The following is a 15,978-nucleotide window of genomic DNA, read 5'->3' as shown; positions in this document are numbered from 1 at the left end:
GTCTCAGGTGGTGTCCTTGCCGACGGCCTGGCGGCCGGTGGACTCCGCGGACGCGGGCAAGCGGCTCGAGGCGACACTGTCGGCAGACCGGCTGGTCGGCGTCGGCGTCGGCATCGGCATCGGCGAAGGCCGTACGGAGCAGGACGCACCCCTGTCGGCGCTGTTCGCGGTGCACGTCAAGGTCCTGGGCACGCTGTGGGAGGACCGCAGGTTCCGTACCGCCATCCGGACGGCCGGCGGTACGGAGCGCGAGATGGAGGTGGATCTGCGGCCGGCGCGCACGTGGCGCGAACTCACCTCGGCGTCGGGCGCCTTGCTGGGCGGTCCCGACGGCGCCTCGGACCGTCCGGTCGAGTTGACGGCCGCCGGTCCGGCGCCGGAGAACTCACGAGTGGGCGTTCTCTTCGATATCGAGGGACGTCCCGCATCCGTCTGTTCCGCTGCCGCTTCGGCCCAGGACGTCGTAGGTACGCCTGAGCCCGGGTACGGGCTGGTGGTCTCAGTACGGAAGGACGGGCTGCTGTTGTCCGCGGACAGCCGTGTGCTGTCCCCCGGCGCGTTCGGCAGGCTCGTCGACCTCTATCGGTGCGCGATGGCGGCGGCCGCGGATGATCCGGACGGGGACGCGAGCGCGGCCTGCCTGCCGGACGCAGAACGGCGAGCGGTACTCGGGCGGTGGAGCTCCGGCCGCCGTGTGGAGCGGTCAGGAGAAACGGTCCTCGACCTGTTCCAGGCCCAGGCGCGACAAAGCCCTGACGCCGTGGCGGTACGGTGCGGCGACACGGTCCTCACCTACCGGGAACTGGACGAGCGATCCGACCTCGTCGCCGAGTCGCTGACAGAGCTCGAGGCGGGCCGGGAACTGCCGGTGGGCGTGTCCCTGCGCAGCGGGCCCGGCCTGCTGCCGGTGCTGTTCGGCGTGTGGAAGACAGGCGCACCCTATCTGCCACTGGACGTCGGCCTGCCCGCCGCCCGACTGCACGCGATGGTCGCCGCCGCCCGATGCCGGCACGTGATCGCGTCGACCGGCGGTCTGCCGATGTGGGACGGCGCCGAAGGCGTGAAAACCCTTACGCTCGAAACCGTACTGTCGCCGGACCGGCGACGTTCGTACGGAACCGCGGGATCCGCCGGCCCCGCGGTGCGGCCGGGCCCGGGGGGCCCGGCGTACGTGATGTACACCTCCGGATCCACCGGTCGTCCCAAGGGTGTGCTGGTGCACCACGCGGGTCTGGTCAACTACCTGCTGTGGACGGCCGAGAGTTATGCCTCCCGGGGGTCCGGCGGTTCGCCCTTCTTCAGTTCCATCGGCTTCGACCTCGGTGTGCCCAGTCTGTTCGCGCCGCTCATGGTCGGACAGGCGGTGCACCTGCTGCCCGACCCGCTCGACCCCGCTGACCTGGGCGCGATCCTCACGGCCAACGGCCCGTACAGCTTCGTCAAGTGCACCCCCGGACACCTCAACATGCTGAGCCTGGAGCTGGATCAGGCGGAGGCGCACGACCTGGCCGGTGTGTTGATCGCGGCCGGGGACGCCTTCACCGGCGAACTGGCTCGGCGTTGGATCGACCTCGCCGGGCCCGGGGGGACCCCCGTGGCGACCGAGTACGGCCCGACCGAGATCACGGTGGGAAACTCGGGCCGGCCGGTGGACGATCCCGACCCGAACGGTCTGATACCCCTGGGCCGGCCCATTCCGAATACGACGATGTATGTGCTCGACGAGCTGCTTGAGCCGGTTCCTGTCGGCGTTCCAGGTGAAGTGCACGTCGGCGGTGCGGGTGTCGCGTACGGATATCTGGGCGACCCCTCGCTCACGGCGGAGCGCTTCCTGCCCGACCCGTACGGCGCCGACGGGTCGCGGCTGTACCGGACCGGCGATCGCGCGCGCTGGACGGACTCGGGTGAGCTGGACTTCCTCGGCCGCGCCGACCACCAGGTGAAGATCCGCGGCTACCGGATCGAGGTGGGGGAGGTACGTGAGACCTTGCGCCGCACACCGGGGATCGCCGACGCGGTCGTGACAGCGGTCGGACAGCCGGCTCGTTTGGCCGCCTTCGTCGTCCCGCTGCCGGATCACGCGCCGGACTCGGCGGACGTACGGGCCCAACTCTCCCGCGAACTCCCGGACTACATGCTTCCGTCCGACCTGGTGGTGGTGGACGCCCTTCCACTGACGGCCAACGGCAAGGTCGACAGAGACGCGCTGGAGGCCATCCTGCCGGGCCTCGGCACGGCAGCCCCGCCGCGGTGCCGGCCGTCAGGACCGATGAACGAGGACGCCAGTGAAGGGAGCACGGTGAACGAGAACCCGTCCGCGTACGAAGCCCTCACGGAACCGCTCTACCAGGTGGTGTTCAACCAGGAGCAGCAGTACTCCGTGTGGTCGGCCCACCGCGAGCCGCCGGCCGGCTGGCAGCGCGAGGGCTACACAGGCACCAAACAGGCCTGCCTCACCAGGATCGCCTCGGTGTGGCGAGACCTGCGTCCGCTCAGCGTCCGCGACACGGAGGGCCCGGCCTCGTCCGCGTCCTCCCCGGGGAGGTAGCACATGCCCGTCATGCTGCCGGAACTCATCCTGGACTCGATCCGGCGATATCCCGACTCCCCCGCCGTGATCGCCGGGGACCGAGTCGTCAGCTATCGCGAGCTGGCGGCCCGGGCGAGGCAGGTGGCAGCCGCCCTGCGCGCGACCGGCCTCGGCACCGAGTCGACGGTCGGCATTCTGATGGCCCCGGGTCCCGGACTGGTCACCGCACTGGTGGGGTCGTGGATGGCGGGTGCCTGTTATGTGCCGGTCGACCCGCTCGCACCTGTGGAACGCCAGGCCTGGCTGATTGAACTGGCCGGCCTCTCGGCCTTGCTGACCGACAGTCGGTCGGCCGTCGCGGCCTTTGGGGCGCAGCTCCCGGTCATACGGGTCGACGCGCCGAACCCGGTGCCGGGCGCCGCGACTGCGGCCGGCGCTTCCGCCGGCAGCACCCCGCCCCGCAGCGCCGCGTACATGATGTTCACCTCCGGCTCGACCGGTACACCCAAGAGGGTCGTCGTCGAGCACGCGGCGATCGCCAACCGCGTGCGGTGGGGAATCCGGGCGTTCGGCATGACGGCGGAGGATCGATTCCTGCAGAAGACTCCGCTCACCTTCGACCCCGCGGTCAGCGAGATCATGACTCCGCTCGTCACCGGTGCGCCAGTGGTGTTCGGTCGTCCGGACGCCGGGCAGGACGCCGCCGCATTGGTGGCGTCCCTTGCCGAGACCGGCGCGACGGTGGTCCAGGTGGTTCCTTCCATGCTGCGTCTGCTGGCGGTGGAACCTGGTCTGGAGGACTGTCACACGCTGCGCGTCGTGATCAGCGCCGGCGAACCGCTCCACGCCGAACTGTTCCAGCAGGTCCGCACACGTATGGACGTCGAGATCTGGAACGCATACGGGCCCACGGAGTGCACGATCGATGTCACAGCAGCCCGGTGTGGGCCCGAGCAGAGGACCGGGCCGATGCCGATAGGCCACCCGATCGACAACGTGCACGTACGGTTGATCCCCGCCGGGACCGAGCCCGGCGAGACCCGGGAGCTTGGTGCGCCACACCCTGCCGACACGCTGTTCGAGCTGTACGTGGGCGGTGCCGGTGTCGCGCGTGGCTACGACAAGGACCCGGCCCGGACCGCCGAACGGTTCCTCCCCGACCCCCTGGGACTGCCCGGTGCCCGGATGTACCGCACCGGCGATCTGGTGCGTCAAGCCGCGGACGGCTCACTGACGTTCGCCGGGCGGGTGGACGCCCAGATGAAGATCAACGGCGTGCGAATCGAACCCGGCGACGTCGAGTCGGTGCTGGAACGCCACCCTCAAGTGGTCGCGGCCGCGGTCGCTCCGCTGGACGACTCACGAGGCCACCGCCGGCTCGGTGCGTGGATCGTGACCGCCGACGGTGACGAGCCGGACAGCCTGATGACCTTTCTGCGCAGCCGGCTTCCCGCCTCTCTTGTGCCGTCGGTCGTCACCACTGCCGTGGAGCTGCCCGTTCTCACCAGCGGCAAGATCGATCGCTCCCGGCTGCCGGAACCGGCCCCGGCCGGACAGCCGTCGGCGAGCGGCTCGGCGACGACCGCGGCCGCGGTGCCCGCCCGCGACCCGGACCCGGACCCGGACCCGGACGGCCCGGTGACAGCCGAGCAGGCACTGGTACTCGCGGCCTGGCGGGAAGTGCTGGGCATCGACCAGGTCGCGCTCCACGATGACTTCTTCCGCCTCGGCGGGCACTCCCTGCTCATAGCCAAGCTCGCCGCTGTCCTGGCCGAGACCTCGGGCGTGGCGCCAGAGTTTCGAGAGCTGCATCTTCATGCCACTCCCCGGGCCCAGGCTCAGTTGCTGGTGGAGGCGGTACGGGCCCGGCCGATCGAGGCGCTGCCCGAGGGGGCCCGCATCCCGCTCTCCCCCGGCCAGGAGCGTTTCTGGGTGCAGGATCGAATGGACCCCGGCAGCGGCGAATACCTGCTGCCGGTCATGCTGTGGATATCCGCCGACATCAGCGAACTGACGCTGCGCCGGGCGGTGGGGCACCTGGTGGCTCGCCACGAGCCGCTGCGGACGCGCTACGCCATGGACGCCGCCGGGCTGCACGCCGTTGTCCTGCCTGTCAGCGAGCCACACACCCCTGAGGTAACCGGGTCCGCCCCGACGGAGCCTGGGTTCACCCCGGACTTCGAAGCCGTCGACACGACTCCGCCCGGCGTCGTCGGTCAGGTCCGGGCCGCTCTCAAGGAGGGTTTCGACCTGGCCTCGGCGCCCCCTGCGCGCTATCGCTTGATACGCGACGGGGGCGACGAGCAGCTCCTGCTCGTGGTGAGCCACCACATCGCCGGAGACGGGTGGTCCGTACGGTTGCTGGAACGGGACCTCCGTGAGTTGATCGAGGCCACCCACGCAGACCGGCCGGCCACCCTGCCCGTGCTGCCCGTCAGATACCGGGACGCTGTCGCCTGGCAACGGAGGCTCCTCACCCCGCAGGTGGTCGCGGAGCAGCTCGGCCATTGGCGTCGCACTCTGGACGGTGTCCCACCGCTGGTGCTGCCCGGTTCACCGACCCGGCAGTCCTTTCGCGACATCGAGGGTGCGGCCGTGGAGACAGCGGTGCCGGCCGATGTCGCCTCGGCCCTGCTCGCGGTGGCCCGGGATACGGGCGCGTCTGCGCACACCCTGTTCCTCACCCTGTGGACCGTGCTGCTGGCTCGCTCCGGCGGGGCCTGGGACTTCGGCGTGGGGACACCGCACGTCGGTCGTGACCGGACCGAACTGCTCGACGTTGTCGGCCTTTTCATCAACGTCGTGGTCATCCGCGCGGGACTGACCCCGGACATGCCCTTCCGCGTGGCCGTCGAACGTGTGGGGCGGGTGCACCAGGAGTCGATCGCCCAGGCCCTGGTGCCGTTCGAGCAGGTGTCGGACGCTGTGGAGCCGGACCGCGACCGCTCGCGCACCCCGGTGTTTCAGACGTTGTTCTCGCTGACCGGGGACGGGCTGGTCGGCCAGGAGGTCGGTGATCGGGACCTGCGCATACTGTCCGAGGCGTGGCGAGTCGCGCGGACCGATGTCGCGTTGACGCTGTGGCCACGAGCGGCCGGTGGTTTCGGGGGGCTCTTGGAGTACGCGGTGAACGTGGTACCGGAAGGCACCGCGCTCGACCTGGCCGAGCAGTTTCAGACGCTGGCACGTCGGTTCGCCGCTGCCCCGGACACCGCGGTCGGCGCCGGCTTCGCGGACGAGCCCGGCACGAATGACGGAGCAGCCGCCGTGGAGGACCCGGAGGCGCCTCCACTGGCCGCCACGGTGCTCGACATCGTGCGTGAGGTGCTCCAGCAGGACGACGTGGGCGTCGACGACGACGTACTGAGCCGCGGCGGCAATTCACTGAAGGTCGCCCGGCTCCTGTGGAGCGTCCAGAACATCTTCGACGTCGAGGTGTCCATGCGGACGTTCTTCGACGACCCGACCGCTGCCGCGCTCATCGGCGAGGTCGAGCGTCTGCTGGTCGCACAGGACGCGTCGGCCGGCTGACGCCGCAGCCGCGATCGACCGAGCCGATCCCCGGGCCGGCGGCCGGCATTCATGCACGGGAAAGGGTGGGATCACGATGACGTCCAATCAGAGCGACTCTGGATCGAGGGCTCTCCCACACCGGACGGCGGATCGGCCGGCTCGCCCGCGGCGGCAAGCGGCTGCGACGCGGACGGTCGTTCCCAGGACGGACCACGACCGACCGTGTCCTCTCTCGGCCGGGCAGCGGCAGATGTGGTCCTTGCAGCAGCTGAACCCCCGCAGCCCGGCGTACCTGATGCCGTGGGCGCTGCGTGTCACCGGCCCGCTGGATCACGAGGCCCTGCGGCTCGCGTGGCAGGACCTGGCCGCCCGGCACGAAGTACTGCGGACCTTCTACACGGACGCCGGGGCGGGAAGCCCGGAGGAGGTCGTCCAGACCGTCGCCCCCACTGCCGACCCGGCATGGCAGGAGATCGATCTGACACCCCTGCCGGCGCCTCGCCGTGAGGAGCGGGCGCGGGAGATAGCCAACTGGGTGCGCCGTCGTCCGTTCGACCTGACGGTGGAACAGCCGCTGCGAGTGACCTTGATCAAGGTGAACGACCTGCTCCATGTGATGGTGGTGACGGTCCACCACATCGCCTGTGACGGATCGGGCCAGATCGATCGTGAGCTGGGCGAGCTGTACGAGGCGCGGGTGACCGGGAGGACAGCCCGGCTGCCCGATGTGGCGGTTCAGTACGCGGACTTCGCGATCTGGGAGCACGCCGGTCTGACCGAAGGACGGCTGGAACCGCATCTGGACTACTGGCGCTCCGCTCTGGCCGGCGTGGGAGAGCTGCCGCTTCCGCTCGACCAGCCGCGTCCGAGCCGGCCGGACGCACGCGGCGGGTTCGTGACGGTGGAGTTCTCGGCGGGAACGTCGGACGCGGTGCGGGCACTCGCCGCGGCGCGTCGGACCACCCCGTTCACCGTGTTGCTCACCGCCTTCCACGCGGCTCTGGGACGTATCGCGGAAACCGACGATGTCACGGTCGGGCTGCCCTGCTCGCTCCGTACGCTGCCCGAGCTGGCCGACACGGTCGGATACCTGGTGAACACGGTGGTCGTGCGGGCACATCCGCGTGCGGGTGTGACGTTCGGTGAGCTGCTGGACGAGGTGCGTGCCGGACTGCTGGAAGGGCTGGATCACCGAGCGGTCCCGTTCGCCCAGGTGGTCAATGACCTCAACCCGGAACGTACGCCGGGTGTGAACCCGCTCTTTCAAGCGATGTTCGACATGCCCGCTCACGACGACGACTCGTTGCGCCTGCCCGGCCTCGTGGTGGAGAAGCTGGATCTCGCACAGTCGCCGGTGGCCAAGTTTGATGTGAACCTGCATGCCGCTGTGCTGCCGGACGGCCGGTTCACCGGGCGTCTGGACTATGCGGCAGCGGTGATCGAGGAAGGTACGGCCGCCGAGTGGGCCGAGTGCTGGCGTTCGGTGGTCGAGGACGGGGTACGCGATCCGGGAACGCCGCCGGCGGACCCGAGGGATGCGTACGCCGCCGATGAGCGGCACCCCACCCGTCAGAACACCGGCGGACCCCGCGTTGAACCGTCGGAGGCCGCGCCGCGTACGCCACCTCCGTCAGAGCCGCGGGAAGTGCGGCCCCACCATGAGATGTCGCCGGAGCGTACGGCCGCACTGGTGGCGCAGGCCTGGGCGGAGGTTCTGGGGGTCGACGACGACCCGGATCCGGACGAGAACTTCTTCGACGCGGGTGGCGACTCGCTCCGTGCGGTCACTCTGGCCGGTCGGCTGCGCGGTGCGGGACTGGACGTGGCGGCGGCGGACCTGTTCGCGTTCCAGTCGGTGGCCGAACTGGTCGCGGCTCTGTCGGGTCGCGGAGGGATCGGGCCCATGCCGGATCCGGTCGAGCCGTACGCCCTGATCGGATCCGAGGACCGGGCGGCGCTGCCGGCGGACGTGGTCGACGCGTATCCGCTGGCCGCGGTACAGCTCGGCATGCTGGTCGAGTTGCACTCGCGGCCGCTGATCAGCACCTACCAGGACACCACGTGCTACCTCGTCCGCGACGACGCCCCACTCCGTGTCGCGCTGCTGAAGCAGGCCATGCAGACCGTGGTGGACCGGCACGAGGCACTGCGTACGTCCTTCGACCTGTCGGGCTACTCGGTCCCGCTGCAGCTTGTGCACCGCGACGCGGAGATCGCGGTGAGGTCGACCACGATGGCGGACGGCGAACCGGAGGACTGGCTGTCGGTACTCAAGGAGTTCTGTGCGGCCGAACGGCTGGCGCCGATGGACGTGGCGTCGGCCCCGCTCATCCGGGTGCACGCACACGCACGCCCCGACCGGACGCGGTGGTGGCTCAGCATCACCGAGTGCCATCCCATCCTGGAGGGGTGGAGCTTCAATTCCATGATCATCGAGGCCCTCACCCTGTATCGCACGCTGCGCGACGGGGAACGGCCGACGCAGCCGGAACCGGTGCCGTTCCGGTACGCGGACTACATCGCCGCCGAGGCGAAAGCCAGGCGGAGCGAGGAGGACCGCGCCTACTGGAGGCGGACCGTGGAGGGGTGCTCGGAGCCGGCCCTCCCCGTGGGCTGGCAGGACCTGCCAGACGTCGCCAGGCGGCGGGACCAGTACGTGGTGGACCTGCGCGACCTCGACGTCGAACTGCGACGGCTGGCCGAACAGACCCACACATCGCACAAGGCGGTGTTGCTCGCCCTCCACGTCACCGTGATGCGGATCGTGACCGGTTCGGAGAGCTTCTTCACCGGTCTCGCGTGCGACGCGCGGCCGGAGGCGGTGGGGGCCGACCGGGTGTACGGCATGTACCTCAACACCCTGCCGTTCCGGATGCCGGAGGGACGGCAGACGTGGGGCGACCTGGTGCGTGCCACCTACGACCGGCTGACCGAACTGTGGCCGCACCGTGTGTACCCGATGCCGCTGCTGCAGCAGGAATTCGGTTGCGCCGACCGTATGTTGAACGTGATCTTCAACTACCTGGACTTCCATCAGATCGGGATGGACCTCGTCGATGGTGAACTGATCTACAACGACAACGTGAACGAGTTCGGTCTGCACGTCTTCACCTGGCGTGGCGGCCTGTGCCTCAATGTGGACAATCACCTGCTGAGTCCGGACGCCGCCCCGGTGCTGCTGGCGCTGTACCGGCTCGTGGCCGAGGAAATGGCGCTGGGGCCGGACGGTCCGGTCCATCACGCCGAGTTGCGGCTCGCCGCCGATCAGCCCGGTCCGGGACAGCCGGTCCGGTGGGCCGGTGGAGTCGGCGTCGGCGGGGTCCGGGTCGCGGCCGCGCTGAGGCAATTGGCCAGCCTCTCGCCGACGGCATCCCCCGGCAACAGGACGGTCCCTTGCCCTGAACGAGTTGCCGCCGGAGTGACTGCCCGAGTACTGGGCCCGGACCGGCTACCGGTACCGCGTGGCGTCCCGGGGGACCTCTGGGTCGGCGGCGCGGACCGTGCGCTGCCGGACGCTCATCGGACCGGACTGGCAGCCCGCATGGGACTCGACGGCGCCCTGGAGATCCTTGGCGTCGCGGACCTCGACCCACCGGACGCGGTGCTGTGGCCAGGAGGGTCGGCCACAGTGCTCCTGCAGATACGTGAACTGATCGACCGCCATCCGTCGGTGCGCGACAGCCGGGTGCTGGTCCGCCCGGACTCCCAGGAGACATCACGCCTGACCGCCTACGTGCGGTCGGCCGGTACGACGGAGGTCGATGTCGCCTCGGTCCGGCGCTGGCTCATCGACCGGAAACTGCCCCGGCGTCTCATCCCGGAGTCGTGGATCACCATCGAGGAATGGCCACTTCGCCCGGACGGCGCGCTGCTGGTCGACGATCTCCCGGAACCCGTCGCGCGTTCTGCGGAAGAGGCGGATCAGCGCCCCTGGGACGACGTGTTCGACAAGCTGCTGCGGGAGGCACTGGACCCGGCGCTCGACACCGTCGCGGATGTCCCTCTCGCCGAGAGGGGGCTGGACTCGCTGGGCAGCGTCGGCCTGTTGGTGGCAATTGAACAGGCGTACGACATCACCATCATGGAGGACCTTCCCTTGATGGAGATCATGCGAACCCCTCGGACACTGTGGGAAGCGGTGGATCGAATTCGCCAGGAGGAAGACAGCGCCAACTGAGATGAGGCGCCGCCGGCCCTGACCGGACACGGCGAAACCAGGCAACGGGCGGCACGTTCCAGGACTCCAATTGCCGGTGCCATGCCTTCTACGTCGCATCGCCCCTGGCCACAGTGGAACGGCAGCCCTGCGATCGCGGCTTCCACGACCGGAGACGACCATGTCCAAGACCGATGTCACCGCCCTGAGCACCACGGAGACGCAGCTCATACCTTTCGCGGCGCCTGCCGTACACACGTCGGCAGCCGGTCCGCTCACCTGGGGTCAGCTGTGCATTTGGGATGTACTTCGGCGGCTGCCCGCCGGGGACGACTCGCTCAACATGGCCGAGTGGCGTCCGGTCGTGGCTCCGCTGTCCGTTTCCCAGGTCGCCGGACTTCTTGGGCAACTGCTGGAACGCCATGAGGCCTTGCGGTCGCACTACTTTCCCGATGCCGATGGTGAGCCCGCACAGCGCGTACTCCCGGAAGGGGAGTTGGAGGCACTGCTCGTGGAGTGCGGCCCCGGGGATCTGGCTGAACGGGCGGAGGACATCGGTGGGCGTATGCGGCGGGGGGCCTTTGACGAAGCGTCAGAGCTTCCGTTGCGCGTCGCGATTCTCACCAGGGCCGGGGCTCCGGTCGCGGTGGTTCTCGTGATCAGTCATATGGCCGTGGACCGGTGGAGCATGTCGCTGCTCGCCGAAGAGCTGGCCGATTGCCTGACGAGCGGTAGTGCCGACACGCTGCCCCCGCGCGCCCGCCAGCCCCTGGAACGCGCGGCCTTCGAGGGATCAGCGGCCGGGATCCGACGTGAGCGCTCGACTCTCGACTACTGGGCACGCTCCCTGCGCCGCACGCCCCAGGCTCTGCTCGCCGCGACGTCGACGCCGGACGAGGCACAACGCGACTGGGCGGCCATCGAGTCACCTGCCATGGCCCGAGCGGTGCGGGCCCTGGCCGCTCGGGCGGCGACCACCACCGGCATGGTGCTGATCGGTGCGGTCACACTGCTCCTGGCGCTCCGTGCCGGCACAGCGGCCGGCTCGATGCGCCTCATCGTCTCCACTCGGTCCGATCCGCGGGACCGCGGATTCGTGGGACCGATCAATCAGAACGCTCTGCTGCGACTGGACCTGGAGAATGAGAGCTTCGACGAGTGGCTGCGCCGGTCGTCAGCCGCGACTCTCCTGGCATACCGGCGCTGCGAAGCCGATCCGCGGAAGGTCGAGGCGCTGGCGGCCGAGGTGGCCCGCGAGGCCGGCTTCCAGGCGGACGGCTACTGCTTCCTCAACGACGTCCGCACCGGCGAGACACAGCGGTCCCATGCCCTCGAACCAGCAGGGCCCGGTTCTCATGACGAACCGTCCGGCCCGACCCGACTGGTCCGACTGGACCTACCCGGACGGCAGGTCGGGGCAAAGTTCTTCCTGTATCTGGAGCGACTGGACGAGACATGCCTGCTGAAGCTTTGCAAGGACCCCGAATTCCTCGGCGAGTCCACGGCGCTCGACTTCCTCGCCGACCTGGAGCGGCTGCTGATCCAGGCGGCCGACACGCCCTCGCTGCGTATTGAAGAATTGGCATCGTGGCCGGTAGAGCCTGGAACCGCGGCGGCAAATGGGCGTCGTGGACTTGCCGGTGACGTGCCTGGATCCGAATTGGCGCACACGCGAGAATAATCAGGCACACCTGACACCGCGATTCTCCGCCGTTGCCTCACTTCGGGCAGGACGAGAAGACTTACGCACTCACGTCAACACGGGAGCGTCGTCATGACTGTCGATTCGATAACCAACGTCAAGGAATCTCTCCTCGACGGCTCGAGCATACGACTCGACGCGGATGAGCAATACATTATGGCGTCGCTGGCAGAAGCCTTGGCAGATACCCCTCCGGCTCTTGTGGACGACGCGGAGTGGCTGGCGCAGGCTCGCGCGTCGAGCTGCCGACTGCCGACTCGCATCGCGCAGACAATCAGGCATTACCGCCACGACTCAGGTATCGACGGGATGTTGGAGATAACCAACCTCCCCCTTGATTTTTCATCACTGCCCCCAACTCCCAGTTGCCGGGATTCAGTGGAACGTGACGCCTCCAAGCCGGCCGCCATCGCGATTATGATCGCTCAGCAACTCGGCGAGATCGTCGCCTATCGCGATGAAAAGATGGGAGCTCTGGTGCAGAATGTCGTACCGGTCGCCTCTCTGGCGCGATCACAGAGTAACGGCGGCTCCGTACCACTGAAGCTGCACACCGAGAACGCCTTCCATCCGTACCGTCCTGACTACGTGGGCCTCCTGTGTCTGCGACCCGCAGAAGAATCGACAGTCGGGACCCAGATCGCGTCTGTCCGCAACGCGTTGCCGCTGCTTGATGAGCCGCACACGTCGATCTTGCACCAGGCCCGCTTTGTCACCACCGCTCCACCCTCCTTTCGACGTGCGGGCGACGTAGAGCCGCACCCTGTTCTCGGAGGGGCACCCGATGACCCCGATATACGGGTGGACTTCAATGCGACGTCCGGCGTGGATCAAGACGCGAAGGAAGCTCTGCACAGGTTGCATCAAGCGTTGACAGAGACATCCTCCGAACTCGTGCTGAGCCCGGGAGACATGGTCTTCCTCGACAATCGCCTCGTTGTGCACGGACGTTCCGCCTTCACACCCCGATACGACGGTAACGACCGATGGCTCCACCGAGTGTTCGTACACCTGGACACTCGACGAAGCCGGCTGTCTCGGCCCGCGAACGGCCCGGTGCTTGTATAGCTGGTCGACGACCTCTAAATAGCTTCCAACGCGTCCTTCACATAGGGCAGCAGACGGAAACGATAGGGCTCGGCGGCATCCGCGAGGATGAGGGAGGACTCCAGAAGGTCGGAGACCAGAGTCATGGCACCGGCCCGCCCAGTGGTAGTCAGCATGTCGCCCTGAGTGACCCCGCCTCGCAGATCGACGTGCCGGCCGTCCAGGGCGACCATGTCAGCCAGCATCTCGCGGTGCCGGCAGGAGAGCAGATCAAGGCTCCACCGCACACTGCTGATCAGGGATCGCTGGTGCTCAAGAAGCGCGTGGTCGTTGGTGCGTAGCGTCTGAAGTACCTGTTCGGTGGCGAGCAAGGAGCGAATGGGAACGGTTCGCAGACGCTCGGCCGCGAACTCAAGATATCTGGGGATCCCACTGAGCCGCTCGCAGAGTTCGTCCAGGGCGGGCAGATCCCGCAGCACATGGGCAGCCACGGGCGAGTCCTTGCCGAGACGCTGCAGAACGAGTTCCCCCGCGGGCGTCAACCGAGGGCTCACCGTGCCGTCCGCATGGAGACCGAGGGGCTGTATCTCCCTGTTCACACCCAACCGGTCCGTCAACTGACGGCGCGTTGTGATCAGAATATGCAGAAAGGGAAGTGCGCCCAGCAGTTCCCTCGCCGCGGCGGTGACACCGCCGGCGACATGCTCGGCGTTGTCGAGAATGACGAGTCGATTCATGCCGCACACATTGTTCTCCGCGGCAGCAACGGCGAGCGATTCCAGCGTGGGCGTCAGACCGATCCGCCGGCGCACTCGGTCAAGCACTTCGGCTGCTTGCTCCGAGGTGGACCCTCTCTCGGGTTCCATGTCCCCCAGTTCCACGACAACGACGCCGTCACGGAAGGAGTAATAGCTCTCGTACGCCGCGTTCAGGGCGTGCCGGGTCTTTCCCACGCCACCGGTTCCGACGAAGGTGGTCAGCCGGTTCGCGCATATGGTGCGGGCGAGCTCAATGTGAAGCGCGCGGCTCCCGATCATCGGCGTGACTGGTGGTTGCAGACCCTGCCACTGACTGAGATCAGGCATTCCGGAAGATTCCGGCGCGCGATCCTCTTCCACTCCGAGCGCCCGGATCAACAGGTCGACGGATGTTCGGCGAGGATTCTGCACTTGGCTGCGTTCAAGATTCCTGATCGTTCGCACACTCAAGCCGGACACCTCGGACAGCTTCTCCTGTGTCCAGCCTCGTATATTTCTCAGCTCTGCAAGATCTCTTCCCAGATTCACGGAACCCCCCGTTCCTGTGCGGATTGCATCCTCAAGTCTTCCCCTGACACCGTCAGGGTTTGGTCGAAAGATTCAGCAATGGAACCCGCAAGGCTGTTCTCGCCCAATTGCGCTGCCGCCTACGGCGGCTCGCCCCCGTCAAACCGTATTGCGCGCACTTCGCCGGACCGAGCGCCGGGGAGGCAGACCCAGGTCGATCGGTCGGCCCCAACGACATAAGAGCTGTCCGATGCCCATTCTCCGTTCCCCCCGTTGCTCGTAGGCGATCACGACAAGAACTCGGAGCCTGACCTCGGGGAGTCCCGAGATTACTGTCGGCGCGCCAGACCGTAGCATCACGACGCATCAGTTGGAAGGAATCGCGCAAACATAGTCGGATACGCGATAGCCTCACCTCACTTCCGCGACGGAAGGCTTACGCAAGGTGACTTGTGGGGCATTTACCCAGATCGAAAACTACGCTCGGTAGGCTTGGAAGTGCATGGGAGCAGAATATTCCGCTTTGCGTGATTGGATCTGCCGTAAGTCTTACGTGATTTTCCGCGGAACAGTTGCAATATCTGAGCGAGGAATCGCCGCAGTGCCCGGCCAGTCGGCCGGCGTATCGCCGTGCTGGTGTACGAGCGCCAGGACGATGCGCTCCAGGCCGAAGGCGGCGCAACTGCTGTGCGCCGGGCCACCGCCCGGAGCCCCGATGGCGAAGCGCAGCCCGAGGTGATCCTTGTGCAGGTTCACCGAGGCGATCGCGGTGCCGGCGTCACTGTCCGACACCTGGGCGACGAACTCGTACTTCAGACTCTGCTGAAGCTGACTGGAGCGCATGAAACGAGCACCCGGTCCGAAGAAGGGATCACTGGCGGCCTCAACCCGTACCGCCAGTCCGAGGCCCGCGAAAAGCGCCCGGCAGCGCTCCATCCAGTCCTCACGCCAGGCGAGTGCGGTGTCTTCGGCGCCCACGGCAACGAACTCCCGCATCCGGAACGAGCGGAACCGGCCGACCTCGCTGGTCTCCTCATGCCGGTAGCAGGAACCGGCCACATCGAAGTACCGGGGGGCGTCCAGGGTGCGGTCGGCCAGGGCTGGATAGAGGCTGTAGCAGGCGGCGGGGGCCAGTACCGCATCGGTAGGCACACGGACGTCCTCGCCGAGCACGCCGGACCCGCCGGTCCCCGGCGGGAGTGCGTGCACCGAGGCCAGAAGGTGCGGGAAGCCTTCGGCGTACTCGGCTCGCTCGATGTGGCTGCGAGGAACCACCGGGGCGAGAAAGGAAGGGCCAGGAGTGCCCGTCGGATGGGCACGCGTGAGTGCTTCCTGCAGCGCGGAAACGGCGGACTCGAACTTCGCCGTGAAGCCGAGCAGGCCGGCGGCGCCGGTGGGCAGCAACCAGTCGGCGTCGACGAGGCGGGCAAGGGGCACATCCGCACGCGCCTCCTCGACCGGCTCGACCGGCTCGACCGGCTCGACCGGCTCGGTCGGCTCGGTCGGCTCGGTCGGCGAGAAGCCAGCTGCTGACCCCGCCGTGGCATGGGAAGTCATCGTCTCCGAACTCCTTCAATCGGTCCGTACAGGGCATGCACTTGAGCGTCGGGGGCGTGGTCCTCGGAGACGAGGAATCGACCGGAGAGTCGCGGCACAGCTGTGGTGCGCGCGGCCGCAGAGCGCCAGGGAGTGATCGCCCCCGTTCTGTCCGCTCGGGTCCGTGGACTGTGTCTTCCGGCCCAGTAGGACACGGGGATACCGGGGC

The 15,978-nt window shown here is 68.1% G+C and carries 7 protein-coding genes; 5 read left to right on the top strand and 2 right to left on the bottom strand.

Features of this window, described 5'->3' with window-relative positions; genetic code table 11:
* Positions 1-16: 16 nt before the first annotated feature.
* From ACFT9I_RS19225 to ACFT9I_RS19205, 5 genes are all read left to right on the top strand, one after another.
* Positions 17-2,548, top strand: a complete 2,532-nt coding sequence (locus ACFT9I_RS19225) for an amino acid adenylation domain-containing protein (RefSeq protein WP_382565690.1) — start codon at positions 17-19, stop codon at positions 2,546-2,548.
* A 3-nt stretch (positions 2,549-2,551) separates the two neighbouring features.
* Complete coding sequence (locus tag ACFT9I_RS19220) at positions 2,552-6,061, top strand: amino acid adenylation domain-containing protein (protein ID WP_382565687.1); 3,510 nt, start codon at positions 2,552-2,554, stop codon at positions 6,059-6,061.
* Positions 6,062-6,137: 76 nt separating this feature from the next.
* Entirely contained in the window at positions 6,138-10,220 is a 4,083-nt protein-coding gene (locus ACFT9I_RS19215) for a condensation domain-containing protein (RefSeq protein ID WP_382565685.1), read from the top strand.
* A 160-nt stretch (positions 10,221-10,380) separates the two neighbouring features.
* Positions 10,381-11,880 carry a condensation domain-containing protein gene (locus ACFT9I_RS19210; RefSeq protein WP_382565683.1) on the top strand — a complete coding sequence of 500 codons (1,500 nt, stop codon included), beginning with the start codon at positions 10,381-10,383 and terminating at the stop codon, positions 11,878-11,880.
* A 93-nt stretch (positions 11,881-11,973) separates the two neighbouring features.
* A complete protein-coding gene (locus ACFT9I_RS19205) occupies positions 11,974-12,969 on the top strand; it encodes a TauD/TfdA family dioxygenase (RefSeq protein WP_382565681.1) in 996 nt (331 codons plus the stop codon).
* Between the two features lie 14 nt (positions 12,970-12,983).
* Here the strand turns inward: ACFT9I_RS19205 and ACFT9I_RS19200 are convergent, their stop codons facing one another.
* Entirely contained in the window at positions 12,984-14,234 is a 1,251-nt protein-coding gene (locus ACFT9I_RS19200) for a helix-turn-helix domain-containing protein (protein ID WP_382565679.1), read from the bottom strand.
* A 528-nt stretch (positions 14,235-14,762) separates the two neighbouring features.
* Positions 14,763-15,770: an aminoacyl--tRNA ligase-related protein gene (locus tag ACFT9I_RS19195; RefSeq protein WP_382565677.1), complete on the bottom strand. Its 1,008-nt coding sequence runs from the start codon at positions 15,768-15,770 to the stop codon at positions 14,763-14,765.
* Between the last annotated feature and the right edge of the window lie 208 nt (positions 15,771-15,978).

The organism is Streptomyces sp. NPDC057137 (assembly GCF_042670825.1).
Classification (GTDB): Bacteria; Actinomycetota; Actinomycetes; order Streptomycetales; family Streptomycetaceae; genus Streptomyces.
Note: the sequence above shows the minus strand (reverse complement) of the source record. Positions and strands in the feature narration are given on the sequence as shown.

What these genes read in the sequence shown, in the direction of transcription:
- ACFT9I_RS19220 (WP_382565687.1), top strand. Translation starts at nt 2,552, where the DNA reads ATGCCCGTCATGCTGCCGGAACTCATCCTGGACTCGATCCGGCGATAT.
- ACFT9I_RS19215 (WP_382565685.1), top strand. Translation starts at nt 6,138, where the DNA reads ATGACGTCCAATCAGAGCGACTCTGGATCGAGGGCTCTCCCACACCGG.
- ACFT9I_RS19210 (WP_382565683.1), top strand. Translation starts at nt 10,381, where the DNA reads ATGTCCAAGACCGATGTCACCGCCCTGAGCACCACGGAGACGCAGCTC.
- ACFT9I_RS19205 (WP_382565681.1), top strand. Translation starts at nt 11,974, where the DNA reads ATGACTGTCGATTCGATAACCAACGTCAAGGAATCTCTCCTCGACGGC.
- ACFT9I_RS19195 (WP_382565677.1), bottom strand. Translation starts at nt 15,770, where the DNA reads ATGACTTCCCATGCCACGGCGGGGTCAGCAGCTGGCTTCTCGCCGACC.